This is a genomic window from Parafrankia sp. Ea1.12, from assembly GCF_900465275.1.
Classification (GTDB): domain Bacteria; phylum Actinomycetota; class Actinomycetes; order Frankiales; family Frankiaceae; genus Parafrankia; species Parafrankia soli.
On the sequence record NZ_UBIZ01000273.1, the window covers coordinates 1 to 25,711 of the forward strand.

Genomic DNA, 25,711 nt, shown 5'->3' on the forward strand with positions numbered 1-25,711 from the left:
GTGGCGGGGTGGTGCTCTCGGCAGAGCCGAGTGGGACGGAGGGCGCGGTTGTGAGCGGTGATCCGGGTGGCTTGGCGGGTCTGGAAGAGGCAGGGGAACCGCAGGAGGCAGGGGGGCCGCGAGAGAAGGGGGAAAAGGAAGGGAGCCGAGGGGAGCCGGGTGGGCGATCCGCGCCATCCGGCTCGGTCGGGCCGCCGCGCACCGGGCTCGTGTTCACGGTGCTCGTGCTCGGTGGCCTGCTCGTCATTCTCGACATCACGATCATCAATGTCGCGATCCGCACGCTGGCGGCGGATCTCGATGCCTCACTGCCGGTGATCCAGTGGGTTTCGACGGGCTACACCCTGGCGCTTGCCGTGACCGTGCCGACGACAGCATGGCTGGTGGCACGGTTCGGTTCCGGACGTGTCTACATGGCGGCCCTGAGTCTGTTCGTGCTGGGATCGGTGCTCTGCGGTCTGGCCTGGAACATCGGCGCGCTCATTGCCTTCCGGGTGGTGCAGGGGATCGGCGGTGGCCTGGTCAACCCGGTCGCGATGACGATTGTGCTACGGGCCACGCCGCCGGAGCGGCGCGGGCGCGCCATGGGCCTGTTGGGTCTGCCGGTGCTCGTCGGGCCGGTGATCGGGCCGACGCTGGGCGGCTGGCTGGTCGACATCTCCTGGCGGTGGATCTTCCTGGTCAACCTGCCGCTGGGCCTGGCCGCGCTCCTGCTTGCGAGCCGAGTCCTGCGCCCGGTCACCGCGGCCGCGGGTGCCGTCCAGCGGGGCGGCACGCTTGAGAGTGCTGACGGGCGGCTCGACGTCCCAGGGTTGGCGCTTGTCGCGCCGGGGCTGGCGCTGTTCGTCTACGGGCTGGCGGAGAGCGGGCGGCGCGGGACTGTGACCTCGGCAGGTGTGCTCGTGCCGGCGCTGGTCGGGCTCGCGCTGGCGGTGGTGTTCGTGGTCCGGGCCGCTCGGATGCGCGCCCCACTGGTCCAGGTTGCGCTGTTGCGGCTGCGGGCTGTCGCGTCAGGGACGGCGACGCTGGCGCTGTTCACGGCGGCCTACTTCGGTTCGATGTTCGTCCTGCCGCTCTACTGGCAGCTCGTGCGGGGGCTCAGCCCCGCGGAGACGGGGATGCTGGCGATCCCGCAGGCGCTCGCTACCGGGGCTTCGCTGCAGGTGGCGAGCCGGATGGTCGACCGGGTTCCGCCTGCCCGCGTGGTGGGCTTCGGGATCGTGACGGCGTCCTGCGGGCTGATCACCGCGACGCTGTTGCTCGGCGTCGACACCCCGTACTGGCAGATGGTGCTGGCGATGTCCGTCATGGGAGTCGGCGCGGGCTCGACGATCATGCCGACGATCACGACAGCGCTGCGGCATCTGAGCGACCGGGACGCGCCGTCCGGCAGCACGCTGCTGACCATCACCAACCAGGTGAGTGTCTCGATCGGTACCGCCCTGACCTCCGTCGTACTCGCGGCCGGCCTCACCGCCCAGGGCGTGGCCGGCGCTGCCGGTGGCGGTGGCGGTGGCGCGGCCGGAGGCGGTGAGGGCGTGCTGCCGACCGTGGTGGACGGCCCGGCCGCCGCCCGGTTTGCCGAGGCCTGCCAGGACACGCTGTTCGTGTCCGCCGCGCTGCTGGTTGCCGCGCTCGTCGTGGCGCTGACGGCGATCCCGGGTGGTCCGTTCAGTGCTTCTCGACGTCTCCGGGGCCAGCCGCGTATCCGTGCTCCTCGACGTCGCCGGGTTCGGCCTCGCGGGGAGGCGCAGGATCAGTCGCCGGTTCGAGCAGCGCGGACAGGCGATCTGACTCCGCCGCGGTGAGCTCCCGCAGCAGCGGGAGGCTGGCGAGCAGATCGGTGACCGGGATCCTGCTCGGCCCGCGCGGCGCGGCGACCTGGGTCGTGAAGTCGCAGACGAGACTGCGGTCGTCGGCGATCGGGAGACGCGCCTTCGTGACTCGGGCGCCCGGCCCGAGTGACTCGGCGAGCGCGGCGAGCCGCTCGTCCCGCGTGACGTCGATGTTGTCCTCTCCGCGGTAGACGATCGTCCGGCCCTCCGCCGCGATCTCCAGTTCTGCCACGGTGGTTCCGGTCGCCCGGGTAAGGAGGCCGGCGAGCGGAACGCCGTCGGACCGCCCGCCGGAATCCTTTCCGTGTGGATCGTCCGCCTGGCCGTCCAGGTAGGCGGTGAACTGCTGGGCGCGCAGCGCAAGCAGTTTCCGCTCGATTTTCCACTCGAACGGAGGGTTTTCATCCGTGACGTTTCTCGAAACCGACCGCAGCTGATAGGAACGGGCCCGCAGGACGCCGATGTTCTGGGTGACGTAGTGCTGTAGGTTCGGCGTCGCGGAGTCGACGTGCAGGCGCGCGATCTGTTCCAGGCTCGCGCGGCGGCCGAGCCTCCGCCAGAACACCGGGTCGGTTATCTCCTCGCCGGTCAGCAGGAATTCCAGGGCGGCGTCGGTGACCTCGCCGGAGAGATCGCGGACACCCGGAAATCCGGCGATGTTCCCCCCGGAGCCCACCCAGACGGCCTGGAGGAACTGGTTCAGCAGCCGGGACTGCCGGCGGCGCAGGCTGGCGGTGACGATCTCGGTGGCCCGCCTGGTGCCCTCGACCGCGAGCGCGCGCGCCGCGTCGATGCCCTGGCTGAAGCCGTCGGCGATGGCCGAGGCGTTCACGGCGTCGAGGACACCACGGCCGTCCTGCGTCAACGCCGTCGAGATGATTCTGATATCGGGGGAGCGGTCCCGCCGCTCGATCATCGTGGCGAGGCCGTCGGCATCGGTGAGCAGGGTGTTGGCGGTGCCCGCCTCCGCGGCGAGGCGAACGTGGGCGTCGCCCGCGTTCCGGTACCGCCCGATGCTGAAGACGATCGGCTCGCGGTCCTCGACGAGGGCGACGTCCCGGACGAAGTAGTCGACGTCCCCGCCGAACTTCAGGTACATGAAACGCTGGCCCGCGGCCGCGTCGTCCGGCCAGTCGAGGACAAAGTCGGGCATATATGAATGATTGAAGTACCCGGTGTCCCGGATCTGTACGGAGGAATCGGTCGCCTGTATTTCTCTGGCGACGACGGCCTTGATACTGCCGATACTCTCCTGCGTGCTGGAGATGCTCAACGCGGCTTCCAGCTCGGCGGCGTAGGTCGGGGTGGTCACCTGGCTCCCCTCTCGGTGCCGATGCCTCGAAGTATATTCAGGTTCTCGGCGGAGATGACCAGCTTCTCCTGACGCTCCGAGAGTACGATGATCCACAGGCGCTCCGCGACGCTCTCGCAGGTCTCGTCCGAGACGAGGCTGCCCTCGTGGTCGCGCGGGCAGCCGAACACTCTCCGATGATGCGTGAGGACGGCCGACCTGACCTCGTTCGGTGAGCAGAGGTCCGGCCAGCGGGTCACCAGGAACGGCGCCCAGGTGATCCACATGAAGTGGTCGATGCGGGCCGGCTGCAACGACAGCGCCCGGTAGCACTTCGCGAGAAACTCCACGTAAAGCGTTCCCTGGTCGTGATGGCCGTTGTAGAACTTCGACTCCGCGACGAACTCGTGGCCCTGGAACTCGCCGCCGAGCAGCACACCGCCCAGGTCGTAGGAGAAGCCGCGTCCGTCCGCCCACTGGTAGCTCAGTTTCGCGACCGCCACCGGTTCCGGGGTGACGTAGTAGACGTTCGCGCGGGTCGTGGCCTCGAGCCACAGTTTTGCCCGGCGGGCTCCGTCGGCTCCGCGTAGGTGCAGTTCCTCCCCCGCCATGGTCGCGAGGCTATCGAACCCGATCATTCGTGGGTCATCGCCGCGTGTCGGTAGCGATGGGACTCGTCCGGGGGCGGCCGGTTCGTAGAGTCTTCATTATGGCGTCGGTGGAGGAGAGCACTCGGATCGACATCTGGATCTGGTCCGTCCGGCTCGTGAAGACGCGGACGCAGGCCGGAGATGCCTGCCGCGGCGGCCACGTCCGTCTCAACGGCGAGCGGGTGAAGCCGGCGCGCATGGTCCGCGCCGGCGACGAGGTGCGCCTTCGCCAGGCCGGCCACGAACGCGTCGTCGTGGTCACCAAGGTCCTCACCAAGCGGGTGGGCGCCGCCGTGGCGGCGGAGTGCTACATCGACAACAGCCCGCCGCCTCCGGAACGCCTTCCGGTGATGGCGGTTCGCGACCGCGGGACGGGACGTCCGACCAAACGCGACCGCCGCGCGGTGGAACGCCTGCGCAACCGCTGAGCGGCCGCGGCGGCCCGGCCCGGCTCGGTGGTCAGGGCTCGGTGGTCAGGGCTCGGTCGCGATCCGCGCGGCGAGGGCCCGGGCGAGATCGTCCATCGTGCCCTCGGGCACCCATTCCGCGGCTGGCCGGCGGAGATGGGTGAACACCGCAGGGCCCTGTTCGTCCGTCGGCAGGCCGTGTGCGCGGGGCACGACATGAACGTGGAGATGGGTGAATCCCGCCGCCTCGGAGAATGCCGCGACATATGTTTTCGCGCACCCCGTCACCTCGATCAGGGCCCGGCTGAGCCGCCAGGTGACGAGACCCAGCTCGGTGGCCTCCGCCGCGTCCAGCTCGGCCACCGTGGTGATGTGGCGGCGGGCGATGACGACCAGCCATCCGGGCAGCGCGCAGTTGATCGCGTGCGCGACCCGCCAACCGGTGCCGACGAGGATTCGTTGCCACGGCGGCAGATCATTGAGCGCCGCATTACCGCCGCAGGAGTAGCAGTCGTCCGTACCGGAATCCTGGACGGGCTCCATGGCGGTGACTGTAACGCCTCCGCCGTGGAGAATCGATACCCGCGACGTCGGCCCGCTGCTCGGCGGAAGGTCACCGGGCATCCAGGTATGCCCTCGCGGCGCGTTTCGGGGCCCGCAGCAGCCAGGCCTCGACGACCAGCTCGTCCAGCTCCTCGACGGAGATCCGGTCGAGGCGGACCAGGACCGCCGGGTAGCCGTCGAAGTGCGGGACGGTGAAGAAGACCGCCGGGCTGTCGGCGATCAGCGCGTTCTTGACTCCTTCGTCGGCGACGCGCACACCCAGGACCGGGCCGTCCGGCGCTTTCTCGCCGCGGGCGGCGAACGCGGCGAGGTCTGTTTTCCGCAGGGGGCGCTCCCACACGAAGCCCTTGTCCCGTACCCGCCACGAGGCCGAACCGTATGAGGGGCTCTCGTTCGTCTCGGGCAGCGCCAGCGCCAGCCGGCGCACGTCGTCCCAGGTCGCCATGGCCACACCGTATGCCCGCGGTTCGGTCACGTCGCGGAAAAGACAATCGCCACGGGTCGGGGTGATCCGGAGGGATAGTGGCCGGCATGGGACGTATCCTCTCGCGGGCGGGGGTGACGGCGACCTGTGTGGCGCTGCTGGTACTCCTGTCCGGATGCGGCGACGACGACAAGCGGGGGATGGGTGACGCGCCCGTCCTGAACCGGCGCGGGGATGACACGCCGGCCGAGGTGTTCAATTTTCCGGATCACTTCGGGAACCTGGCCACGAAATGCGTCGGCCACGGGTACCGGGCCTATGTGACAACCAACAAGGGTGCCCCGTCGAACATCGAGATCGTTCCCGATCCGGAGTGCGCGGCCTCGGACGCGACCCCCGTGCCCTCGACAGGCTCCCTGCCGGCCGGCTCGCCGCCACCTGCCACGCCCGGGGACGTGGCGGGCGACAGCTGATGGGGCCCGCCACTCGCGACCGCCGACGGGCCTGCGCGGCTGCCGCCCTCGTGGTTCTCGCGGCGTCCGGAGTGGTCGCCGGCTGCCGCCTGGACGACGACGAGCGGGGGATGGGTGACGCGCCCGTCCTGAACCGGCGCGGGGATGACACGCCGGCCGAGGTGTTCAATTTTCCGGATCACTTCGGGAACCTGGCCACGAAATGCGTCGGCCACGGCCTCCGCGGCTACACCACCACACATTTCGCCGACGACGACGGCTACATTCCCTCGGCCAACACCAAGATTGTCCCGGACCCGGACTGCCGATGATCTGAGGCCGGGCCGCCGGGCCGCCGGCCGGACAGTGACCGAGGCGCCACGGCGACCGTGCCACCCATGTCGGTCGGCCGACCCCCGTTTGCCAGCCCACTCCTGTCGTCCGGCCCACTCCCGTCTGTCGGCCCGCCACCTCTGTCGGCCCGCCACATCCGTCAGCCCGTCCGTCGCTGCCGAGCCACCAGGTCCCGTCAGGCCCCTTCGCCGGGCTGCCCATGCCCGCCGGGTCGCGACGTCCACCGGGGTGCCCCTGGCCGGCGCGTGGTGCCGAGCCCCGGTTTCGGCCGTCCCGGAGCGGTTTCTTATCATTTCAGGCGCTGCGGACGGCACATTCGGTGCGATCAACAGATCACGGATGAATGGTGTGATCGAGGTTGGATGGGGCTGACACGGATGACCGGGAACGCGCCGCGCCGGATCACGGCGCGACCATGACGGACGCCGCCGCACCCCGCCGCCGATGACTGTCGACTCCCCGGTCGGCGCGTCGACCGGAGGTGGTCCGACCACGGCGGACAGCACCGCCGGGACGCTCCCGGGCACACCCGTCGACCTGGCCGACGGCACCGGTCACGCGGAGCCGTCCGGAGCGGGCACGCACGCAGGCCCACGAGGCCGGCGGTTCCGGCAAAGCCGGCAGTTCCAGTGGGCCCGGTCGTCTCTGTCCCTGTCTCTGTCCCGGTTCCGGTCGCCGGCCGGCGTCGTCGCGGTGGTCGCGCTCCTGTCCTTCGTCGCGAGCCTGGTCCTGCGGGTCACGCTGTACCCGGAGGGCTCCGGCGACGCGGACGAGGCCGCGTACATCCTCCAGGCGCGGATGCTGCTCGAGGGGCGGCTGACCCTGGACGCGGGCGCCGTCGAACCGTTCTTCCGGCCGTGGTTGACGGGTGTGCACGACGGCCGCGTGTTCACCAAGTACCTGCCGGGCTGGCCGGCGTTGCTCGCGCTGTCCCAGGCGCTGTTCGGCACGATGGCCGTGGCGCCCGCCGCGGTCGCCGGGGTCTGGGTCGTCGGGACGTACCGCCTCGCCCGCGAGCTCTTCGACCATGCCTGGAGCGCGGTGGCCGCCGCTGTGGGCGTCGCGCTCTCGCCGCTGGTCCTCCTGCATACGGCACTGCCACTCGCCTACGCCCCGGGTGCAGCCGTGCTCGTCCTGGCCAGCGCGGAGCTGTTGCGCGGTGCGCGGACGGGGGCGCGGGCCGCCCTTGCCGGCGGCGGAGCGGGCCTGGGGCTGGTGCTGTTGATCCGGCCGTTCGACGTCGTGCTCGTGGTCCTTCCCGTGATCGTGCTCGCGGCTGTGCGGCGACGGCGGGAGCTCGGGACGCTGCTGCGGCGTTCGGGCTGGGCGGTGATCGGCGCGCTACCGCTGGTCGTCGCCCTGCTCGCCTACTGCTGGCGGGTCACCGGATCGCCCCTGCGTATGCCGCTGTCGGCCTCGGACCCACTGGACCGGTTCGGTTTCGGCCCGCGCCGGATCCTGCCGTCCGAGTCGAGTTTCCTGTTCACCCGCCGGCTGGCGCTCGACGCCCTCCAGGAGACGCTCGAGGTGGCGCCGAGCTGGTTCTTCGGCGGTGCCGCGCTGATCGCGCTGGCCGCCGTCGGCCTGGTGGCGCCGCGGCGGCGGCTCGAGCGCCTGTTCCTGCTCGCGACGACGGGCGTGGTGCTGGCCGGCTACACGTTCTGGTGGGGGTCCGCTTTTGCCATGCCGGGCCTGCGCAACGGCCTTGGCCCGCACTACCATCTGGCCGCGTTCACCCCGGTCGTCATCCTCGCGGCCGACGGCGCCCGATGGCTGTGGACGTTCCTCCCGGCGCAGTCGCCGCTGTCCCGCCGCCCGGGCTCATCCGCCTCGGGCACCGCGCGCGGCCTGGCCGGGCGCATGGTCCGTCCGGGCGCTGTGGCCGTGGCCGTGGCCGGGCTCGTCGCGATCACGGTGCCGACCCTGCAGCCCCGGATCGACGTGCAGCGCGGGGTCAACGAGGGCAACGACTTCCTGGCCGCGCTGCTCCCGGACGACCTGGGCGGGCCGGCCGTGGTGCTGGTGACGCCGACGGTCCCGAGCCGCTACACGCAGGTCCCCTACCACTCGCTGCGGAACTCCCCCGACCTCGACGGACCCGTCGTCTTCGCGGCGGACATCGGGCCGGGCTCGGCCGCGCTGCCTGACCGGATGCCGGACCGGGCGATGTTCCGCCTGCGGCCGGACGAGATCGCCGACCCGGCGGTCCCGGGCAGCTTCCGGGGGTCCTTCGTGCCGCTGAGGCAGGTCACCGGGAGCCGCGTCGAGATCCGTGTACAGGTACGGATTCCCGGTGACGCTGGGACGGCACCCGTCCGGTCGGGGGATGCGCGGCTGCACGTCCGCCTCGGCGGGGAGGTCCGCACCCTGCGAACAGCCGTCCCGGTGGACGCAGCCGGTGGCGCGGCGACGGCGGGGAGACCGGCCGCGGCCGCTGGGTCGGGCGTGGTCGCTGGGTCAGGCCCGGCCGGGCACGGGGAGCAGCCAGGCATCCGCCGGGGCGTCCCCGTGACGATCACGCACACGTTCGTGCTCACCACCGGTCCCGGCACCGGCCCGGACGAGATCGGGACCGCCGGCGCGTCGCTGCCCGCCGAGCTCGTCGTCGGGTTCACCGATGGCACCGGCCCGGCGAGCGGGACCTGGGAGGAGCGGTTTCCCCTGGTGCGCAGCCCCGGTGGCGACCTCTCCCTGCTCGCTCCCGGGCTGGGCTGGCGCCGACTGCCCACGGTGGCCGGCAGCGGCACGGCCGGCGGCGACGGCCAGTGGCTCCCGGCCAACGCGAAACCCACCTTGGACGTCTCGCTGACCGGCGCCGCTGCCCGCTGACGCCATCCGTTGACGGCCGCCGGCATTCGCTGACGGCCGCCGGTGTCCGGTGACGGCCGCTACGACGGGCTGGCCAGCCGGCCTGCCGCCGCGGCGGCGGCGGATCTTTCCGCGTAAACCGGTGGCATTCCGCGCGCAACGAAGATTAGTGGCGGCCGGTACCGAAATTTGGATGGTGGTTAACGCTGGTGAAGAATCCGATACGCCAGCCGCTGCCGCCAAGGTCGTCGGGAGTAACGTGCGTGCGCTGTCTTACCTTTAACCACCTTCGTTGAAGGGTGGGATCTGGGGAACTATGGGATTCCTCCGAAGGTTCCGGACGTTATCCGTTCTTTTTCTGTGCGAGCAGTACCCGCCCATCGTCTGGGACGGCGCGGGTACCTATACCGCCGCACTCGCGGCGGCGCTGGTGGGGCTCGGGCACAACGTTCATGTTCTCTGTGCCCAGGGCCGCCAGTTCACCGACACGGTGGAGCACGGGGTGCATGTGCACCGACGTCCGCTGCTGCAGGTCCCGATCACCAGGATGCTGGGCGGGTTCGGCGCGCGGCTGCGCGGTCCGCTCCATCCGCGCGACTCGCTGGCGCTGCGGGCGAGCCTCACGCTGTCCTACAGCACCTGGATGCGCCAGATCGGCCTGCGCCCCGACGTGATCGAGACACAGGACGGCGAGACGCGCGGGCTGATCGAGGCCCTGTGCCGCACTCGTCCGCTGGCGATCCACCTGCACTGCCCGACGATGCTCACAGTCCGGATGGCCGGACAGCCGGTGGGCGTCCGCGGCCAGCTGGCGGATCGGCTGGACCGCGCGTCCGCGAGCCTCGCCGCCGTCGTCACATCCCCGTCGCAACTCCTCGTGGACGAGCTGCGGCGGGACGGCTGGCTGGGCGACCGCGATGTCGAAGTGATCCCGAACCTCTTCGACGCCGGTCCGTGGCGGGACATCCCGGAGGCGCGCGGCACCGAGCCGACCATCGCGGTGGTGGGCCGGCTCGAGCCCTACAAGGGCGTGGACGTCCTGCTCGAGGCGTCGGCGCGGCTGCGTGCCGCCGGCGTCGCCCACCGGCTGGCGGTCGTCGGGCGCTCGTCGGGCGCGATCGACGGCGTGCCGTCAGGCGCCTGGCTGGCCCGCCGGGCCCGTGAGCTGCGCCTCGACGTCGAGTTCAGCGGGCATCTGGCGGGGCGTGAGGTCCGTGACGTCTATCGCGGTGCCCGGGTGGTGGCCGTGCCCAGCCGTTTCGAGAGCTTCTCGATCGTCGCGGCCGAGGCGATGGCGGCCGGGCGCCCGGTGGTCGTGACGAAGCGGACCGGGATCGCCCCCTTCGTGCAACGGTGGGGCGCGGGAAGCGTGGTGGAGACCGGTGACCCGGGCGCGCTGGCCAGCGCGTTGGCTCCCTTCCTCCTCGACGCCGGACGGGCGGTCGCCGTCGGGGAGCGCGGGCGGCTGGGGGTGGCCGAGCTCGACCCGCAGGCCATCGCCCGCCGGAAGGAGGCGGCCTACCTGCGGGGAATCGCCGAGTTCAACGACCGGATCCGCGTCCGGGACCGGTTCATCGGCCAGAGCCGTCCCCGGAACCGGAACCGGACCCGGGATCACGATCGGTGGCCGGGCCGTGCGGGGCGGCCGGGCCCGGACCAGGTGTGGGAACACGAGAAGGGACGGGACCAGGGCTGGGACCACGGCCACTTCCGCGACCCGGCGGCGGAGAGTGCGGCCGCCCCGTGCCCCGAGCCCCGCCAGCTCGCCACGGACGGTCGAAATCGAGGTGCCGCAGCCCGTCGGCCGCCACATAGACCTCGTACCGACTCTCCAAGGTCGCCAGCAGGGAGCCAGTGAGCGGCGCCCCCGTACCCGGGCGCTGATCGCCCTCCGCGCCGGGCCCGACCTGCGTGACGTGCGCGGCGAGGGCGTGCTTCTGCCGTTCCCGCAGGCCGCGGGCGTCCACCAGGAGCGGGCGCCGTTCGTGCACCCGTTGGACCGGTGCCAGCAGGAGCCGTCGTGCCGACCAGTGTCCGGTCCCGTGGCCGAGGGTCCACGGCCAGTGCGTCCACAGCCACACGGTGTACTCGAGGATCTCTCCGTCGAAGCCGCCCGCCCGCACCGCGCGGCGCACCGCCTCGTGGGTGGCATCGTGGTCGGGATGTCCCTCGCACGAGGCCGGCGCCAGGATCTGAGCGGGGGACCGGGCACTGATCACCTCGCCGAGCCGGGCCGCGATGCTGTCGACGCACCCGGGCAGCTCGGAGTCGGGGAACCCCAGGAAGATCACATCAGTCTCGGCGACACCGAGGCGGGCGCAGGCCCGCCGCGCCTCAGTCCGTCGCATCTCGGCGAGCTCCGCGGGCGAGTGCCTCTCGACCAGGCGCTGCGCGGGTGGGCCTGCCGCTGATCCGCCGCGGGCCCCGTCGCTCACCAGCACGACGGTCACCGGCGTCCCGGCCGCGCGTTTGCGCATGATGGCCACCGCGCAGCCCAGGGTCTCGTCGTCGGGATGCGGTGCCACGACCAGACACGGCGCCGCGGCCATCGACGCGGTGATGTCGATCCCCCGGCGCTCCCACACCCGTCGCCAGAAGGAACGCGCCGGCACCATCACCCGCTCATGCCCCAGCCACACATCCCCGGGAACCATTCGTCGAGCCAGCAGTGAAATGTTCATACCGTGCCTTCCGTGCCCCCATTCTCCAGCCAATTCAAACAACAAATACAGCGGTTTGGGCGGGCGTCACGGCGGGCGAATCCGATGTGCGGCGGTTGAGAGAGTCCATGGTGACACTGGACCGCCACAGTTCGGGTCAGGCGTGTTCTCCCGAGGCACGGTGTTGCGGGGGGATTCCGTCGGGGCGTTCGGTGGCCAGGGGGGCGCTGGTCGGGTCGGTGCCGAGGTTGTTTCCGCAGCGGGTGGAGATCCAGCGGCGGCGTCCGGGGGTCGGCCGCCAGCTCTCGACGTCGAAGCTGTCGCCGGTGGCGTACTCCTCGCCGCCGCGGCCCGGTACCAGCGCGAGGGACTCATGGCAGCGGAGCTGGTCCTGCAGGCTCTCCGCGACCGCCGGGTCCACCCCACCGACACAGCCCTGGACGGCTTGCCAGATCTCGGCACTCGCGGCATCCCGGTCATCGGCGTGCCGGGCCTCCTCGGTAGGCCACACGGAGATACGGAAATCCCCGCCCGCCCATCGCTGCAGGGTGATCTCCTCGACATAGCGGCTCGAACCGCAGTACGGCGCCCCCGGGGCCGGCCGCGTGCCAGCGCCGCCGTCGTCGCCCGCGCTGCCGGGAGCCACGGCGGCGAGGCTGGGAGCGGCGGTGGCTGTAGCGGTCGGCGTGGTCGTGGCGGCCTCCGTGCCGGCGTCGGTCTCCGAGCCGGAGCCGGAGCCGCGGAGCATCGCCACCCCGACGGCCATGGCGGCCAGCACCCCGACGGTTCCGCCGAGGGCACCGCGCGACCGCCGCTGCTCCGCCACCCGACGAGCGTATGGCGTTCGGGCGGTCCGGGCCGGTCGAGCGAGCCAACCCGGTGATCCCGCCCCGACTTCGCGACACCGACCCTGACACGCGCGCCGATATCCGCGCCGCGCCGGCGGTGATGATGGAACGGTGAGCACACCGATCCCCGGCGAACTGGACCGCCCCGGCGAACTGGACCGCCCCGGCGAACTGGACCGGGCCGCCGCCCTGCTGCGGGAGGCCGACGCGCTCCTCGTCTGCGCCGGTGCGGGCATGGGGGTGGATTCCGGCCTGCCCGACTTCCGCGGTGACACCGGCTTCTGGCGGGCGTACCCGCCCTACGCCCGCCTGCGGCTGTCGTTCGCGCAGCTCGCCGACCCGGTCCACTTCGGCGCCGACCCGACCCTCGCCTGGGGCTTCTACGGTCACCGCCTCGGCCTGTACCGGGGGACCGTGCCGCACGCGGGGTTCGACGTCCTGCGCCGGTGGGGTGCCGGGCTGCCGGCCGGGATGTGGGTGTTCACCTCGAACGTGGACGGCCAGTTCCAGCGTGCGGGCTTCGTCGACGTGGCCGAGGTCCACGGCTCGATCCACCATCTTCAGTGCACGGCCACCTGCGGGCCGGACGTCTGGCCCGCCGACGGGGTCGACGTCGACGTCGACCCGGAGACGATGCGTGCCCGGGAGCCGCTGCCGCGGTGCCCGCGGTGCGGCGCGCTGGCCCGGCCGAACATCCTGATGTTCGGGGACTGGAACTGGCTCGGGGCACGCTCCGAGCGGATGCTGTGCGCCTGCTCGTCCTGGCTGGACGCGCTGGCCGGCGCCGGGCGCCGGCTGGTGGTCGTCGAGATCGGCGCGGGGACGGCGGTGCCCACCGTGCGCCGCATGGCCGAGTCGGCCGCGGGCGGGCGGCTGATCCGCGTCAACCCGGCCCCGGACAGGCTCTCGCCGGGCTCAGGAGTCTCCGTGCGGCTCGGCGCGCTCGCCGCCCTCACCGAGCTGGACGCCCGCCTGACGGCCTGAGCGCCGGGCCGAGGCCCGCCGTGATCGGTCGTGACACTGACCGATAACTTTTACGAAACAGGGAGCCTTATATTCCTGTTTGCCGCGAGGGGGCGGCCGTCTGGTCGGGCGTCGCGCGGCACCGCTTTGTCCTCCGACGGCCCGGGCTGCTGATGGAGGACCGATGGTCGCTGTACCGACCCTGCCGAAGGGCGCCAACACCGTCATACCGACGGAGGTCGTCACAGCCGTCGTCAGTTCGGCTTCGGGCGAGCCGGTGGACGTCTGCGCCGTGCTGGTGACGAGCGCCGGCCAGGTCCGGTCGGACGCCGACATCGTGTTCTACAACCAGCCCCGGCACAGCTCCGGCGCGGTCAGCCTCGTCTCCTCCGGTGCCGGCGCCACGCTGACCGTCGCCCTGCCGGACGTCGAGCCCGACATCGTTACCGTGGTGGTCGCGGGGTCGGTCGACGACGGGACCTTCGCCCAGGTCGACGGCCTGCGGTTGCGCATCGACGGCGTCGCGGGCCGGCCGCTCGTCGAGTTCGCGTCGGCGACGTCCGACCCGGTGACGACGATGGTCTTCGGCGAGATCTACCGCCGGGGAGGCGGGTGGAAGTTCCGCGCCGTCGGCCAGGGCTGGGCCAGCGGCCTCGCCGGCCTGGCCCGCAGCTTCGGGATCTCCGTCGAGGGGCCGGACGAGGCCGCCGGGAACGACGAGACCACCGGGATCGCGGCCTCGCCACCCGCACCGGTCCGACCGCCCGCGCCGGTCCGACCGCCCGCACCGCTCCGACCGGCCGAGCCGGCGCGCCGGGCCGACTGGTACCCCGACCCCGCGGCGCCCGGCCTGCTGCGGTGGTGGGACGGCACGACCTGGGCGTCCCGCACCAGGCAGCCCTTCGTCGAGTCGGAGGCGACCTGCGGCAGGTGCGGCGCGGCGAAGCGGCGGCGCCTGTTCTCCGCCCCGGTGCCCTGCGTGGCGTGCGAGGACGAGATCCGCCGGGTCCTGGCCGACTGGCGGCGGCGGCTCGTCGAGGCGGTGGACGCCGGTCCCGGCGCGCCCGGGCTGGACGCGCTGTGGGCCGAGCTGCGCTTCCAGCTGGTGCCGGAGGCCGCCGGCCAGCAGGTGTTCCGGTCGGTCGCCCTCGCCTACCTCCAGCGGATCGTCACCTTCGCGTTCGGTGACGAGATCATCGAGGAGCACGAGTACCAGCTCTTCGAGGACGAGGTCCGCCGCCTGGGCGTCGTGGACCCGGCCGTCGAGGAGATGCGCCGCAGGCTCCGCCGAGGGCTCGACCTCTCCCGCATCCGCAACGGCGACCTGCCGCGGGAGACGTCCTCGACGCTGCACCTCGATCTCGACGAGATCGTGCACCTGGACACCGACGTGGTGCAGGTCCGCCAGCTCGCGAGCGGTCCCCGGCACACGCCCGGACGTCTGGTCGTCAGCAGCCGCAAGCTGCGGTTCCTCGCCCAGAACGGCGGCGGGACGGAGACCGCCTGGTCGAAGATCGTGGCCGTCGCGGCGGGCTACGGCACCATCGACGTCTCGGCGACGACGAGCCGTGGCGGTGGCACCTACCAGGTCGGGGACCCCGAGTACGTGGCGGCGGTCCTCGCCGGCACGCTGCGGATCGCCCGCCGGCTGGTGATCGCGCCCGGCGCCCGGGACAGCCGTGCCATCTCCCAGGTGGTGAAGGCCGAGGTCTGGCAGCGTGACGGCGGCGCGTGCGTGCAGTGCCAGGCCACCGAGTACCTGGAGTTCGACCACGTCATCCCGCACAGCCGCGGCGGGGCCAGCAGCGTGAACAACCTCCAGCTGCTCTGCCGCCGCTCCAACCTGGAGAAGGGCGCCCGGATCTGACAGCGGCCGCACCTGCCGGGTTTCCCACGTCGGCCGGGCGCGGCCACGCCCGTCGGCCTGCGCCCGGCGGAGGTGCCGGCGCTACGGCGAGCTCGGGCGGCGGCCCTCGCGGATGGCCTCCACCACGAGGCCGATGACCCAGTTGATGGCGTTCGTCGCGGCGTCGCCGTCGAACTCCCACACGCTGACCAGGCGCTCGTAGGACGGCACGTTCCACAGCACGTCGAGCATGGCCGCCGCGGTCTGGCGCTCGGCCTCGGACCAGTCGGCGGTCTGCGGGATGACGGCGTTGAGCAGCGCGTCGCGGCGCAGCCTGTCCTCGGCGACGAGGGCCGGCTGGCGCGGTTCCGGGTGGCTCCACCGGGAGACCGAGTAGGAGGACAGCGTCGCGAACGACCGCCTGGTGACGTCGGGGAGACCGTCGAGCTCCAGCCCTTCGTAGGTGACGCCCGCCTCCTCCTGCAGCCGGCGCATGACCGCGTTGTGCAGGTCGCGCTCGGTGGGGAAGTGCCGGTAGACGGTGCGCTCGCCGACCCCGGCCCGCTCCGCGACCGCGCGGAAGGTCAGGCCGCCCCAGTCCCAGACCGGGAATCCGTGGACGAGAGCCGAGCCGGCGGCGACGATGCGTTCACGCGTCTGGACAGCCCGCTCACGGCGCAGCGGGCTGTCGTAGGGCCGCCGAGGCCGGGCGGCCTCGCCGCCGTCCTCCTCAGGTGTTGCCGGGACGCTCATATTGGTGACATCATACTGTCGCCAAACCCTTTCGGCTGGACGAGGTGGACGGAGGCAACCGAGGTGGATCTTGGCTTAGCTGGTGCCGCGGTGGTGGTACAGGGCGGTACCCAGGGTATGGGCCTCGCGGCGGCGGAGTGCTTCGCCGCGGACGGGGCCAGGGTGGCCGTACTGGCGCGGAACCGGGCAAATCTGGAGAAGACCGTCGGCCGTCTGCTGGAGCTGGGGGCCGCCGACGCCGTGGCCCTGCCCGCGGACATCACCCGCCCCGACGAGGTGACCGCCGCGTTCGGCCTCGTCCGTGACCGGTGGGGGGAACTGAACTCCCTTGTGAACGCGACCGGCCCCAAAGGCGGCCGGATGGGCCCCTTCGAGGAGCTCACCGACGACGACTGGTTGGCCGCGGTCGACGTCGGCGTGTTGGGTATGGTCCGGTGTGTGCGGGCCGCGCTGCCCCTGCTGCACGCCGCCGAGTGGGGCCGCATCGTCAACATCTCCGCGCATTCGACCAAGCGGCAGACCGCCTCGCTGATCGCGTACACCGCCGCGAAATCGATGGTCACCAGCATCACCAAGAACCTCTCGCTGACCCTGGCTCCGGACGAGATTCTCGTCAACACCGTGTCTCCGGGAAGCTTCGCCTCCGAGGGCCTGGCCATGTGGGCCCGCGGCATCGGCATCGACCCGGAGGACCTGCACGCCGTGATGCGCGGCATCACGGAGCATTTCGGCCATCCCGCCCACCTTCCCCGCGCGGGCGCGCCGCGTGAGATCGGTGCCGTGATCGCCTTCGTCGGCTCGCGCCGGAACACATACATGACCGGCGCGAACGTCAACGTCGACGGCGGCTCCGACTTCTCCTGACGGACGGGTTCCCGCGGTCAGCCGCGGGTTCGTCGACGCACAGATCCTCAGTCGCCCAGTCGCCCAGTCGCCCAGTCGCATAGCCGCCTGGGCCCATAGCCACCCGCGACGCACGCCGCGGGCGGCGGCCCACGTCCGAAGGGGAGAAACCGTGGGAGCGCATCACGAACTGCTCGACGCCGCACGCGCCGAGACCGGACTTACCGACTTCGGTGAGGACACGTTCCTGGAGGGCCTGGAGGTGCTCGTCCGCGCCCTCCAGCAGGAGGCCGCGCTGAACAGCACCGGCCAGGCGGCGTTACGCAAAATGATCGTCGGCCTGTTGAGCCAGCGGCTGCAGATCGAGGACTGGTACCGGCGCCAGCCCGAGATCGACGACGAGCGGATCACCGCGCCGCTGATCGGGCTCGGCCTGCCGCGCACCGGGTCGACGGCGCTGTCGTTCCTGCTGGCCGAGGACCCGAACGCCCGGTCGCTGCGGATGTGGGAGGCGACGGCGCCCTGCCCGCCGCCGTCCACGGTCCACGGTGACGACAAGAGGATCGAGGACGGCCGGGCCGACGTGGCGGAACGGAAGCGGACCTCGCCGCGCCGGGTCGTGCTCGTCCCGGCCAGCGCGACCGGCCCGACGGAGTGCCAGAGCCTGATGGCGCTCGACTTCCGGGCGCACTTCTTCCAGGCGTTCGCCTACGTACCGTCCTATTCGAAGTGGCTTCTCAACGCCGATCTCACCTCGACCTACCGGTACGAGCTGCGTGCGCTGAAACTGTTGCAGTGGGGCTTCGAGGCCCAGCCGTGGCGGCTTAAGTGCCCGACCCACCTGCTCTTCCTGGACGATCTCGACAAGGTGTTCCCGGACGCCCGGTTCGTGATGACGCACCGCGATCCCGCCGAGGTCATGGTGTCGGTGGCCGACCTCTACGCCGCGGTGGCCCGTTCGTACTGCGACGACATCGACGAGCGCTATCTCGGCCAGCTCAACATCGAGCACTGGTCGGTCGGCATGGAGCGGGCGCTGGCGTTCCGCCAGAAGGCCGGCGACGACCGGTTCTACGACATCGACTTCCGGGCGATGCAGCGTGATCCGCTCGGCGAGATCCGCGGGCTCTACGCCTGGCTCGGCGAGCCCGTCACCCCGGAGTTCGAGGCCGGAATGCAGGGATGGTGGCGGGAGAACGCGGAGAAGCGCGAGCGCAACGTCCACCCGGACCCGGCGACGTTCGGTATCGACGTCGACCGGATCCGCCCGCTGTTCGCCGACTACACCGCGCGTGCGGCGGCCTGGACCGCGCACTAGCTCGACCGCTCATCGAAAGGAAAGCAGTGCAGGACGAGAGCGTCTACTACGACCCGTACGACTTCGAGATCGACGCGAACCCCTACCCGGTGTGGCGGCGGCTGCGGGATTCCGCGCCGCTGTACTACAACGAGAAGTACGACTTCTACGCGCTGAGCCGGTTCGAGGACGTCGAGAAGGCGTTGACGGACTTCGGGACGTACACCTCGGGCAAGGGTTTCATCCTCGAAGTGATCAAAGCTGGTATCAGGCTGCCGCCCGGCAACCTCCTGGCGGAGGACCCGCCGCTGCACGACATCCACCGCGGTCTGCTGTCGCGGGTGTTCACGCCGCGGAAGATGGCCGCGCTCGAGCCGCAGGTGCGCGAGCTGTGCGCCCGCATCCTCGACGAGCTGGTCGGCACCGACGGCTTCGACTTCGTCGCCGATCTCGGCGCGATCGTTCCGATGCGGGTCATCGGCATGATGCTCGGCATCCCGGAGAGCGACCAGGTGGCGATCCGTGACGCCGGCACGCGGCGGCACCAGCTCACCGAGGGTGAGGCGCCGGCGCCGACCGACGCCCGGTCGACGGCGCAGCCGTTCGCCGACTACATCGACTGGCGGGCCACCCATCCCTCCGACGACCTGATGACCGAGCTGCTGCGGGCCGAGTTCGAGGACGAGACCGGCACCACCCGCCGGCTCACCCGCGACGAGGTCCTGACGTACACCTCGGTGCTGGCCGGTGCCGGCAACGAGACCACCCGCCGGCTCATCGGCTGGACGGGACAGCTGCTCGGCGAGCACCCGGACCAGTGCCGGGAGCTCGCCGCGGACCGCTCGAACGTCCCGCAGGCGATCGAGGAGGTCCTCCGGTTCGAGTCGCCGTCACCGGTGCAGGGCCGGGTGGTCTCCCGCGACGTCGAGCACCACGGCGGCACCATCCCGGAGGGGAGCGCGGTGATTCTGCTCAACGCCTCCGCGAACCGGGACGAGCGGCACTACACCGACCCGGACACCTTCGACATCCACCGCCGGATCGACCGGCATCTCGCCTTCGGGCACGGCCTGCACTTCTGCCTCGGTGCCTCGCTGGCCCGGATGGAAGGCCGGGTCGTGCTCGACGAGGTGCTGAAGCGGTGGAGCAGCTGGGAGGTCGACCGCGACAACTGCGTGCTCGACCACACCTCCACGACGCGGGGGTGGATGAACCTGCCGGTGGTCACGTCGTGAGGAACAACTCCTAGACAAGCAGAAGTTGCGCAGGACGGCCGGCCCGGCGGGAGGATGAGCAGGATGCACCGAGAACGGACACACGGAGTTCGGGCGCGCCCGAACCAGGTGAGGACCCGGTGGACCGATGTGCGCTGACAGCTCCGACGCGGCGCGGGAGCTGGCGGCGGCGGTTCTGCCCGTGGACACGGTGGGCCTGCTGGAGGGCCTGACGACGACCCGGGCGATCCGTCGTTACACCGACGAGCCGGTGCCCCGTGAGGCGCTGCGCGCCATGCTGTTCGCGGCCACCAGGGCGCCCAGTGGCTCTAACCGGCAGCCGTTCCGGTTCATCGTGCTGACCGACGGCCCGAAGGCCGGGGCGGCGAAGAAGCTGATCGGTGACGCCGCGCGGCGGACCTGGGGTGGCAAGCGCCAGCGGGACCGGTACGACAGCGGGACGGGGACGGTCGCGGACTCGCCCAAGGCCCGGATGGCCGCGGCGATGCAGCAGTTCGTCGACGGGTTCGAGCGGGTGCCGGTGCTGATCCTGCCGTGTCTGGTGCGTTACCGGGACCCGACTCCGACCGAGGGGGCGTCGGTGTATCCGGCGTGCCAGAACCTGCTGCTGGCGGCTCGCGCGCTCGGCTACGGCGGGGCGTTCACCGGCTGGAACTTCGCCGTCGACGCGCAGCTGCGCGAGCTGCTCGGCGTGCCCGAGGGCACGTTCGTCGCCGGCACCATCACGCTGGGTCGGCCGGCGGGCCGGCACGGTCCGGTGCGCCGCCGCCCGATGGCCGAGCTCGTGTTCGAGGAGGAATGGGGAGCGCCCGCGGACTGGGCGCTCGACCCACCCGGCACCGCGTTCACTTCCGCCGGCCCGCCCCGGCCCCCGGCCGCGGCGGGCGGTGGCATCGCCGGCGGGAGCACCACGGGCGGGAGCACTACGGGCGGTGGCATCACCGGTGGCACAGCCGGCAACGACGAGGAAAGGCCCCGGTCATGACGCCGGTCGACGGTACGGACACACCGGTACGGACGGAGAAGGGTAGCCCTGGCATGGGCCGACTGACACATCTGCAGCGCCTGGAGGCGGAGAGCATCCAGATCTTCCGGGAGGCGGTGGCGGAGAGCGAACGGCCGGTGATGCTGTATTCGGTGGGTAAGGACAGCACCGTGCTGTTGCACCTGGCGATGAAGGCGTTCTTCCCGTCGCGGCCGCCGTTCCCGCTGCTGCATGTGGACACGACGTGGAAGTTCCGGGCGATGTACGACTTCCGGGACAAGGTCGCCGCGGAGCTCGGTGTCGACCTGCTCGTCTATCAGAACCCGGAGTGTGTGGAACGGGGCATCAACCCGTTCGACCATGGTTCGGCGACGCACACGGACATGTGGAAGACCGAGGGTCTGAAGCAGGCGCTGGACAAGTACGGGTTCGATCTGGCGTTCGGTGGTGCGCGCCGCGACGAGGAGAAGTCGCGGGCGAAGGAGCGGGTGTTCTCGATCCGCTCGGCGCAGCATCGGTGGGACCCGAAGGCGCAGCGTCCGGAGCTGTGGCGGTTGTACAACGCGAGCAAGGCGCCGGGGCAGAGCGTGCGGGTGTTCCCGCTGTCGAACTGGACCGAGCTGGACGTGTGGCAGTACATCCACCGGGAGCAGATCCCGATCGTGCCGTTGTACTACGCGGCGCCGCGCCCGGTCGTGGAACGCGACGGCGCTCTGATCATGGTGGATGACGACCGGATGCGGCTGGCACCGGGGGAGGTGCCCGAGCAGCGCAGTGTCCGGTTCCGGACGTTGGGCTGCTACCCGCTGACCGGCGCGGTGGAAAGCGCCGCCGGAACCCTCCCGGAGATCATCCAGGAGATGTTGTTGACGACGAGCTCGGAACGCCAGGGCCGGGTCATCGACCATGACTCGTCCGGGTCGATGGAGAAGAAGAAGCAGGAGGGGTACTTCTGATGGCGCACGCGGCCAGCGACCTCGTCGCGGACGACATCGAGGCGTATCTGAACCTGCACGAGCACAAGAGCATGCTGCGGTTCATCACCTGCGGCAGTGTCGACGACGGAAAGTCGACGCTGATCGGCCGGCTGCTGTACGACTCGAAGCTGGTGTTCTCCGATCATCTCGCCGCGTTGGAAGCGGACTCGAAGAAGGTCGGCACGCAGGGCGACGGGCTGGATTTCGCGCTGCTGGTCGACGGGCTCGCCGCGGAACGTGAGCAGGGCATCACGATCGATGTGGCGTACCGGTTCTTCTCCACCGAGCGGCGGAAGTTCATCGTCGCGGACACCCCCGGGCACGAGCAGTACACCCGGAACATGGTGACCGGGGCGTCCACCGCGGATCTCGCGGTGATCCTCATCGACGCGCGTAAGGGTGTGCTGACGCAGACCCGCCGGCACAGCTATCTGGTGTCGCTGCTGGGGATCCGCCACATCGTGCTCGCGGTGAACAAGCTCGACCTGGTCGACTACTCCCGCGACGTGTTCACCCGGATCGAGGCGGACTACCGACAGTTCGCGGCCCGGATCGGCCTGAGCGACATCGTCGCGATCCCGCTGTCGGCGCTGGCCGGTGACAACATCACCGAATCCAGCCCGAACACCCCCTGGTACAGCGGGCCGACCCTGGTCGGGCATCTGGAGACGGTGGCGGTCGACGACGACGCGCACACCGGGGCGTTCCGCCTGCCCGTGCAGTGGGTGAACCGGCCGAACCTGGACTTCCGCGGGTTCTCCGGGCAGATCGCCGGGGGCACGGTCCGCCCCGGGGACCGGGTCCGGGCCCTGCCCTCGGGGCAGGAAAGCACCGTGGAGCGGATCGTCACCGCCGACGGGGACCTGGACGAGGCGATCGCCGGCCAGTCGATCACCCTCACCCTCACCGACGAGATCGACGTCAGCCGCGGCGATGTGATCGCCACCGCGATCGACCCGCCCGGGGTCGCGGACCAGTTCGAGTGCCATCTGGTGTGGATGGCCGACGAGCCGATGCTGCCCGGCCGCCCCTACCTGATGAAGATCGGGGCGCGGACGAGCAGTGTCACCATCGCCCAACCCAAGTACAAGGTCAACGTCAACACCCTGGAACACACCGCCGCGCGCACCCTGGACCTCAACGAGATCGGCGTGTGCAACATCAACGTCGACCGGCAGATCCCGTTCGATCCGTACACGACGAACCGGCACACCGGCGGGTTCATCCTGATCGACCGGTTCACCCGGGCCACGGTCGCGGCCGGGCTGCTGCACTTCGCCCTGCGCCGCGCGGACAACGTGCACTGGCAGGCCGTCGAGGTCGACAAGACCGCCCGGGCGCGCGCGAAGGGGCAGCGGCCGGCGGTGCTGTGGTTCACCGGCCTGTCCGGCGCGGGGAAGTCGACGATCGCGAACCTGGTCGAGAAGCGGCTGCACGAGCAGGGTTTCCACACCTACCTGCTGGACGGCGACAACGTCCGGCACGGGCTGAACAAGGACCTCGGGTTCACCGACGCCGACCGGGTGGAGAACATCCGCCGGGTCACCGAGGTCGCCCGGCTCATGGTCGACGCCGGGGTGATCGTGCTCGCCTCGTTCATCTCCCCGTTCCGCGCGGAACGCCAGCTCGCCCGTGACCTCCTCGAGCCCGGCGAGTTCATCGAGATCCACGTCGACACCCCCCTGGACGTCGCCGAGTCCCGGGACCGCAAGGGGCTCTACGCCAAGGCCCGCGCCGGTCAGCTGGTGAACTTCACCGGGATCGACTCGCCCTACGAGCCTCCCGAGCACCCCGAGCTCCGCCTCGACGCCAGCGGCACGATCACCCCCGAGGCCTCCGCCGACCTCGTCGTCGAACACCTGCGCACCAACGGCATCCTCACCCCGCCGGACCCGGCATGACCCCCACCGCCACCCTGACCCGTGTGGAGACCGGCCCATGACCAGTGACACCGCCGGCGCGGCGCCGTCCATCCCGGCGGCCGGGATGGACGACCACACCCTGGCCGCCGCCCTCGCCCACGAGGCCGGCGAACTGCTCCTCGCGATCCGCGACCAGGGCGGCGCCGAGGGTGACCGGCAGTCCAACGAGTTGCTGCTGCACCTGCTCGCCCAGACCCGCCCGCGCGACGCCGTCCTCTCCGAGGAGAGCACCGACAACCACATCCGCCTCGAACGCGACCGGGTGTGGGTCATCGACCCGCTCGACGGCACCCGCGAGTACGGCGAGCCACCGCGGGAGGACTGGGCCGTCCACGTCGCTCTCACCAGCGGCGGGACGCCCATCGCCGGGGCGGTCGCGCTCCCCGCGGCCGGCCTCGTCCTGCACACCGGCACACCACCGGTCCTCCCCGCACCGGTGGGCGGGCCGATCCGGCTCGCGGTCTCCCGCACCCGCCCACCCGCCTGCGTCGACCACCTCCTCACCCAGCTCGACGCGACCCTGGTTCCCATGGGCTCCGCCGGCGCCAAGGCGATGGCCGTCGTCCGCGGCGACGTCGACGTCTACGCCCACTCCGGCGGCCAGTACGAGTGGGACTCCTGCGCACCCGTCGCCGTCGCCGCCGCCGCCGGGCTGCACGTCTCCCGCCTCGACGGCTCGCCCCTGCGCTACAACGAACCCAACCCCTACCTCCCCGACCTGCTAATCTGCCGCCCCGAACTCACCGACACAGTCCTGACCGCGCTGAGAGACTCGTGAGGGGAACCGCGCTGTGAAACTCGCCGGCAGGGTCGTCGTGATCACCGGCTCGGGGGGTGGTCTCGGCGAGGCCTGCGCGCGTCGGTTCACCGCCGAGGGCGCGAAGGTCGTCGTGACGGACGTCGACCCCGCCGGCGTCGAGCGGGTGTCGAGCGCGATCGGTGGTGTCGGCCTGGCGGCCGACATCACGGTCGAGGACAACGTCCGCGCCGTCGCCGACCTCGCTCGCCGTGCCTACGGCGAGATCGACGTCTGGTTCAGCAACGCGGGGGTCGCCGGACCCCGCCAGCCCGGCGACGTCCAGGCGAACCCCCTGTGGGATTCGTCCTGGCAGCTGCACGTGATGTCACACGTGTACGCGGTCCGCGAGGTTCTGCCGGCGATGCTCGAACGGGGCGACGGGTATCTGCTGCAGACGGCGTCGGTCGTCGCGCTGTCGACGCAGGCGGAGAAGGCGGCGTACTCGGTGACGAAACACGCGGCGCTCGCGCTCTCCGAGTGGCTGGCGGCCGCGTACCGCCCGCGCGGCATCAAGGTCTCCTGTTTCTGCCCCGGCGCGATGCTGACACCGATGCTCCTCGCGAACGGCCTGCCCGCCGACCATCCGGTGCTCCGCTCCGCGCCGACACCGGACGCGCAGGCCGACCGGCTCGTGCGGGCGATCGACGAGGAGCGGTTCCTCATCGTCGACTCGGAGCAGGGGCCGGACGCGATGCTGGCCAAGCTGACCGACTACGACCGCTGGATCGACGGCATCGCGCCTCCGTTCGCCTGAGTTCGCCTGAGATCCCGCCCCGCCGCGGCCCCGACACACGCCCCGTCGTGACCCCACCACCCGGCCCAGCCGGCCTTCCCCGGCCGCGCGGTCAGGCGTCCGCGTCCGCCTCGGTGAGGATCGGCGGCCCGGCGTCGATGCGGGCGCGGGCGTCGTCGGGACCGCCGCGCCACCAGCCGAGAGCCTCGACCCACCAGGTCAGCCCGGCATCGGCATAGGGCCGGACGACCGCGGCGCCGCGGTCGGGCGCATCCGCGTCGGTCGCCCCCTCGAGGACGATGTCGAACGGGCGTCCGTGCGTCCCCGCGGACACGCGTAGGGCGTGCACGTACCGGACGATGTCGGCGAGCATCGGCGCGGGCATGGTGGTCGGGCGGCCGTAGTCGGCGTGGACGGGCATCACGCCGTCCCACCGGGCGGCGCGGCGGAACGGCGCGCGCAGCGGCCACCGGCCCGCGCACCACACCGGTGGCCGCGGGCGCTGCACGGGGGTCGGCGCCATCGACACGCCGTCCACGACGACGTGCTCGCCGTGGGCGGTCACCGACTCGCCGCTCCACAGCGCGGCGAGCGCCGCAAGTGACTCGTCCAGCCGGGCCGCCCGCAGCCGCGGGTCGGCGGGCTCCCCGAACGCGGTGTACTCGGACGGCATCGAGCCCAGGCCGGCCCCGAAGACCAGCCGGCCGCCGGAGAGGACGTCCAGGGAGGCGATCTCGCGGGCGAGCTTGCCGACCCGGCGCCGGGGAACCGCGGTCATCAGGATTCCGAGCCGGATCCGCGTGGTCGTCGCGGCGATCGCGGCGGCGACCACGGTCGGGTCCACGACCGGCCAGTCGTGGTGGTACAGGACGTGATCCCATGCGAACGCGCCGTCCCACCCGGCCTGCTCGGCCCGGCCGGCCAGCTCGGTGAGCAGAGCCGGGTCGGCGAAGACGCCGACATTGGGCAGGCCGACGGCGAACCGCGGCGACGTGCCGTCGATCGTCATGATTGGACGCTAGGCGAACGCCGGCACCGCCGGTCACCGGTTCGGGATGGGAAGCT

General features: G+C 71.6%; 22 protein-coding genes and 1 pseudogene. 16 read left to right on the forward strand and 7 right to left on the reverse strand.

Annotated elements, in window-relative coordinates:
• Positions 1 to 218: 218 nt before the first annotated feature.
• A complete protein-coding gene (locus tag FMEAI12_RS12910) occupies positions 219 to 1,808 on the forward strand; it encodes a DHA2 family efflux MFS transporter permease subunit (RefSeq protein ID WP_112106243.1) in 1,590 nt (529 codons plus the stop codon).
• A 1,335-nt stretch (positions 1,809 to 3,143) separates the two neighbouring features.
• On the opposite strand, the gene FMEAI12_RS12920 is transcribed toward FMEAI12_RS12910, so the two are convergent.
• Positions 3,144 to 3,764 (reverse strand): hypothetical protein, encoded by a 621-nt coding sequence (locus FMEAI12_RS12920; RefSeq protein ID WP_112106207.1) that lies wholly within the window; start codon positions 3,762 to 3,764, stop codon positions 3,144 to 3,146.
• A gap of 71 nt (positions 3,765 to 3,835) precedes the next feature.
• Between FMEAI12_RS12920 and FMEAI12_RS12925 the strand changes: the two genes are divergently transcribed.
• Positions 3,836 to 4,204, forward strand: coding sequence for an RNA-binding S4 domain-containing protein (locus FMEAI12_RS12925; protein WP_071064116.1), 369 nt, complete (start codon positions 3,836 to 3,838; stop codon positions 4,202 to 4,204).
• A 45-nt stretch (positions 4,205 to 4,249) separates the two neighbouring features.
• Here FMEAI12_RS12925 and FMEAI12_RS12930 read toward each other — a convergent pair whose 3' ends face one another.
• Together FMEAI12_RS12930 and FMEAI12_RS12935 are read right to left on the reverse strand one after the other, a co-directional pair.
• Complete coding sequence (locus FMEAI12_RS12930; protein WP_112106208.1) at positions 4,250 to 4,726, reverse strand: HIT family protein; 477 nt, start codon at positions 4,724 to 4,726, stop codon at positions 4,250 to 4,252.
• A 70-nt stretch (positions 4,727 to 4,796) separates the two neighbouring features.
• Positions 4,797 to 5,192, reverse strand: a complete 396-nt coding sequence (locus tag FMEAI12_RS12935; protein WP_071064175.1) for an MmcQ/YjbR family DNA-binding protein — start codon at positions 5,190 to 5,192, stop codon at positions 4,797 to 4,799.
• Positions 5,193 to 5,278: 86 nt separating this feature from the next.
• On the opposite strand from FMEAI12_RS12935, the gene FMEAI12_RS12940 reads away from it, so the two are divergent.
• The 4 genes from FMEAI12_RS12940 (at position 5,279) to FMEAI12_RS12955 (ending at position 10,643) form a co-directional block, all read left to right on the forward strand.
• Positions 5,279 to 5,644 (forward strand): hypothetical protein, encoded by a 366-nt coding sequence (locus FMEAI12_RS12940; protein WP_235013943.1) that lies wholly within the window; start codon positions 5,279 to 5,281, stop codon positions 5,642 to 5,644.
• Entirely contained in the window at positions 5,644 to 5,955 is a 312-nt protein-coding gene (locus FMEAI12_RS12945; protein ID WP_235013944.1) for a hypothetical protein, read from the forward strand. Before FMEAI12_RS12940 ends, FMEAI12_RS12945 begins: the two co-directional genes overlap by 1 nt.
• A 466-nt stretch (positions 5,956 to 6,421) precedes the next feature.
• Entirely contained in the window at positions 6,422 to 8,806 is a 2,385-nt protein-coding gene (locus FMEAI12_RS12950; RefSeq protein ID WP_112106210.1) for a DUF6541 family protein, read from the forward strand.
• A gap of 295 nt (positions 8,807 to 9,101) precedes the next feature.
• On the forward strand, positions 9,102 to 10,643 hold the full coding sequence (locus tag FMEAI12_RS12955) for a glycosyltransferase family 4 protein (RefSeq protein WP_112106211.1): 1,542 nt from the start codon (positions 9,102 to 9,104) through the stop codon (positions 10,641 to 10,643).
• 325 nt (positions 10,644 to 10,968) lie between these two features.
• Here FMEAI12_RS12955 and FMEAI12_RS39870 read toward each other — a convergent pair.
• Positions 10,969 to 11,466, reverse strand: a pseudogene (locus tag FMEAI12_RS39870) (PIG-L deacetylase family protein); the annotation flags it as partial.
• 136 nt (positions 11,467 to 11,602) lie between these two features.
• The gene (locus FMEAI12_RS12965; protein WP_112106212.1) at positions 11,603 to 12,271 is read right to left on the reverse strand and encodes a DUF2599 domain-containing protein; all 669 of its coding nucleotides are present in this window, start codon (positions 12,269 to 12,271) and stop codon (positions 11,603 to 11,605) included.
• Positions 12,272 to 12,404: 133 nt separating this feature from the next.
• On the opposite strand from FMEAI12_RS12965, the gene FMEAI12_RS12970 reads away from it, so the two are divergent.
• Complete coding sequence (locus FMEAI12_RS12970) at positions 12,405 to 13,277, forward strand: Sir2 family NAD-dependent protein deacetylase (RefSeq protein WP_235013945.1); 873 nt, start codon at positions 12,405 to 12,407, stop codon at positions 13,275 to 13,277.
• A gap of 163 nt (positions 13,278 to 13,440) precedes the next feature.
• Positions 13,441 to 15,123: a TerD family protein gene (locus tag FMEAI12_RS12975; RefSeq protein WP_112106213.1), complete on the forward strand. Its 1,683-nt coding sequence runs from the start codon at positions 13,441 to 13,443 to the stop codon at positions 15,121 to 15,123.
• Between the two features lie 81 nt (positions 15,124 to 15,204).
• On the opposite strand, the gene FMEAI12_RS12980 is transcribed toward FMEAI12_RS12975, so the two are convergent.
• Complete coding sequence (locus FMEAI12_RS12980) at positions 15,205 to 15,855, reverse strand: TetR/AcrR family transcriptional regulator (protein ID WP_071064138.1); 651 nt, start codon at positions 15,853 to 15,855, stop codon at positions 15,205 to 15,207.
• 63 nt (positions 15,856 to 15,918) lie between these two features.
• Here FMEAI12_RS12980 and FMEAI12_RS12985 point away from each other — a divergent pair, with 63 nt between their 5' ends.
• The 8 genes from FMEAI12_RS12985 (at position 15,919) to FMEAI12_RS13020 (ending at position 24,667) form a co-directional block, all read left to right on the forward strand.
• Positions 15,919 to 16,719: an SDR family NAD(P)-dependent oxidoreductase gene (locus FMEAI12_RS12985; protein ID WP_112106214.1), complete on the forward strand. Its 801-nt coding sequence runs from the start codon at positions 15,919 to 15,921 to the stop codon at positions 16,717 to 16,719.
• 151 nt (positions 16,720 to 16,870) lie between these two features.
• On the forward strand, positions 16,871 to 18,016 hold the full coding sequence (locus tag FMEAI12_RS12990; RefSeq protein ID WP_112106215.1) for a sulfotransferase: 1,146 nt from the start codon (positions 16,871 to 16,873) through the stop codon (positions 18,014 to 18,016).
• Between the two features lie 26 nt (positions 18,017 to 18,042).
• Positions 18,043 to 19,230, forward strand: coding sequence for a cytochrome P450 (locus tag FMEAI12_RS12995; protein ID WP_112106216.1), 1,188 nt, complete (start codon positions 18,043 to 18,045; stop codon positions 19,228 to 19,230).
• Between the two features lie 127 nt (positions 19,231 to 19,357).
• On the forward strand, positions 19,358 to 20,215 hold the full coding sequence (locus tag FMEAI12_RS13000; RefSeq protein ID WP_112106217.1) for a nitroreductase family protein: 858 nt from the start codon (positions 19,358 to 19,360) through the stop codon (positions 20,213 to 20,215).
• 53 nt (positions 20,216 to 20,268) lie between these two features.
• The gene (gene cysD / locus FMEAI12_RS13005; protein ID WP_112106218.1) at positions 20,269 to 21,171 is read left to right on the forward strand and encodes a sulfate adenylyltransferase subunit CysD; all 903 of its coding nucleotides are present in this window, start codon (positions 20,269 to 20,271) and stop codon (positions 21,169 to 21,171) included.
• Entirely contained in the window at positions 21,171 to 23,093 is a 1,923-nt protein-coding gene (cysN, locus tag FMEAI12_RS13010) for a sulfate adenylyltransferase subunit CysN (RefSeq protein WP_112106219.1), read from the forward strand. Before cysD ends, cysN begins: the two co-directional genes overlap by 1 nt.
• Positions 23,094 to 23,130: 37 nt before the next feature.
• Positions 23,131 to 23,892, forward strand: a complete 762-nt coding sequence (locus FMEAI12_RS13015; protein WP_112106220.1) for a 3'(2'),5'-bisphosphate nucleotidase CysQ — start codon at positions 23,131 to 23,133, stop codon at positions 23,890 to 23,892.
• Between the two features lie 13 nt (positions 23,893 to 23,905).
• Complete coding sequence (locus tag FMEAI12_RS13020; RefSeq protein ID WP_112106221.1) at positions 23,906 to 24,667, forward strand: SDR family oxidoreductase; 762 nt, start codon at positions 23,906 to 23,908, stop codon at positions 24,665 to 24,667.
• A 91-nt stretch (positions 24,668 to 24,758) separates the two neighbouring features.
• Here the strand turns inward: FMEAI12_RS13020 and FMEAI12_RS13025 are convergent, their stop codons facing one another.
• Positions 24,759 to 25,655, reverse strand: coding sequence for an LLM class flavin-dependent oxidoreductase (locus FMEAI12_RS13025; protein WP_112106222.1), 897 nt, complete (start codon positions 25,653 to 25,655; stop codon positions 24,759 to 24,761).
• Between the last annotated feature and the right edge of the window lie 56 nt (positions 25,656 to 25,711).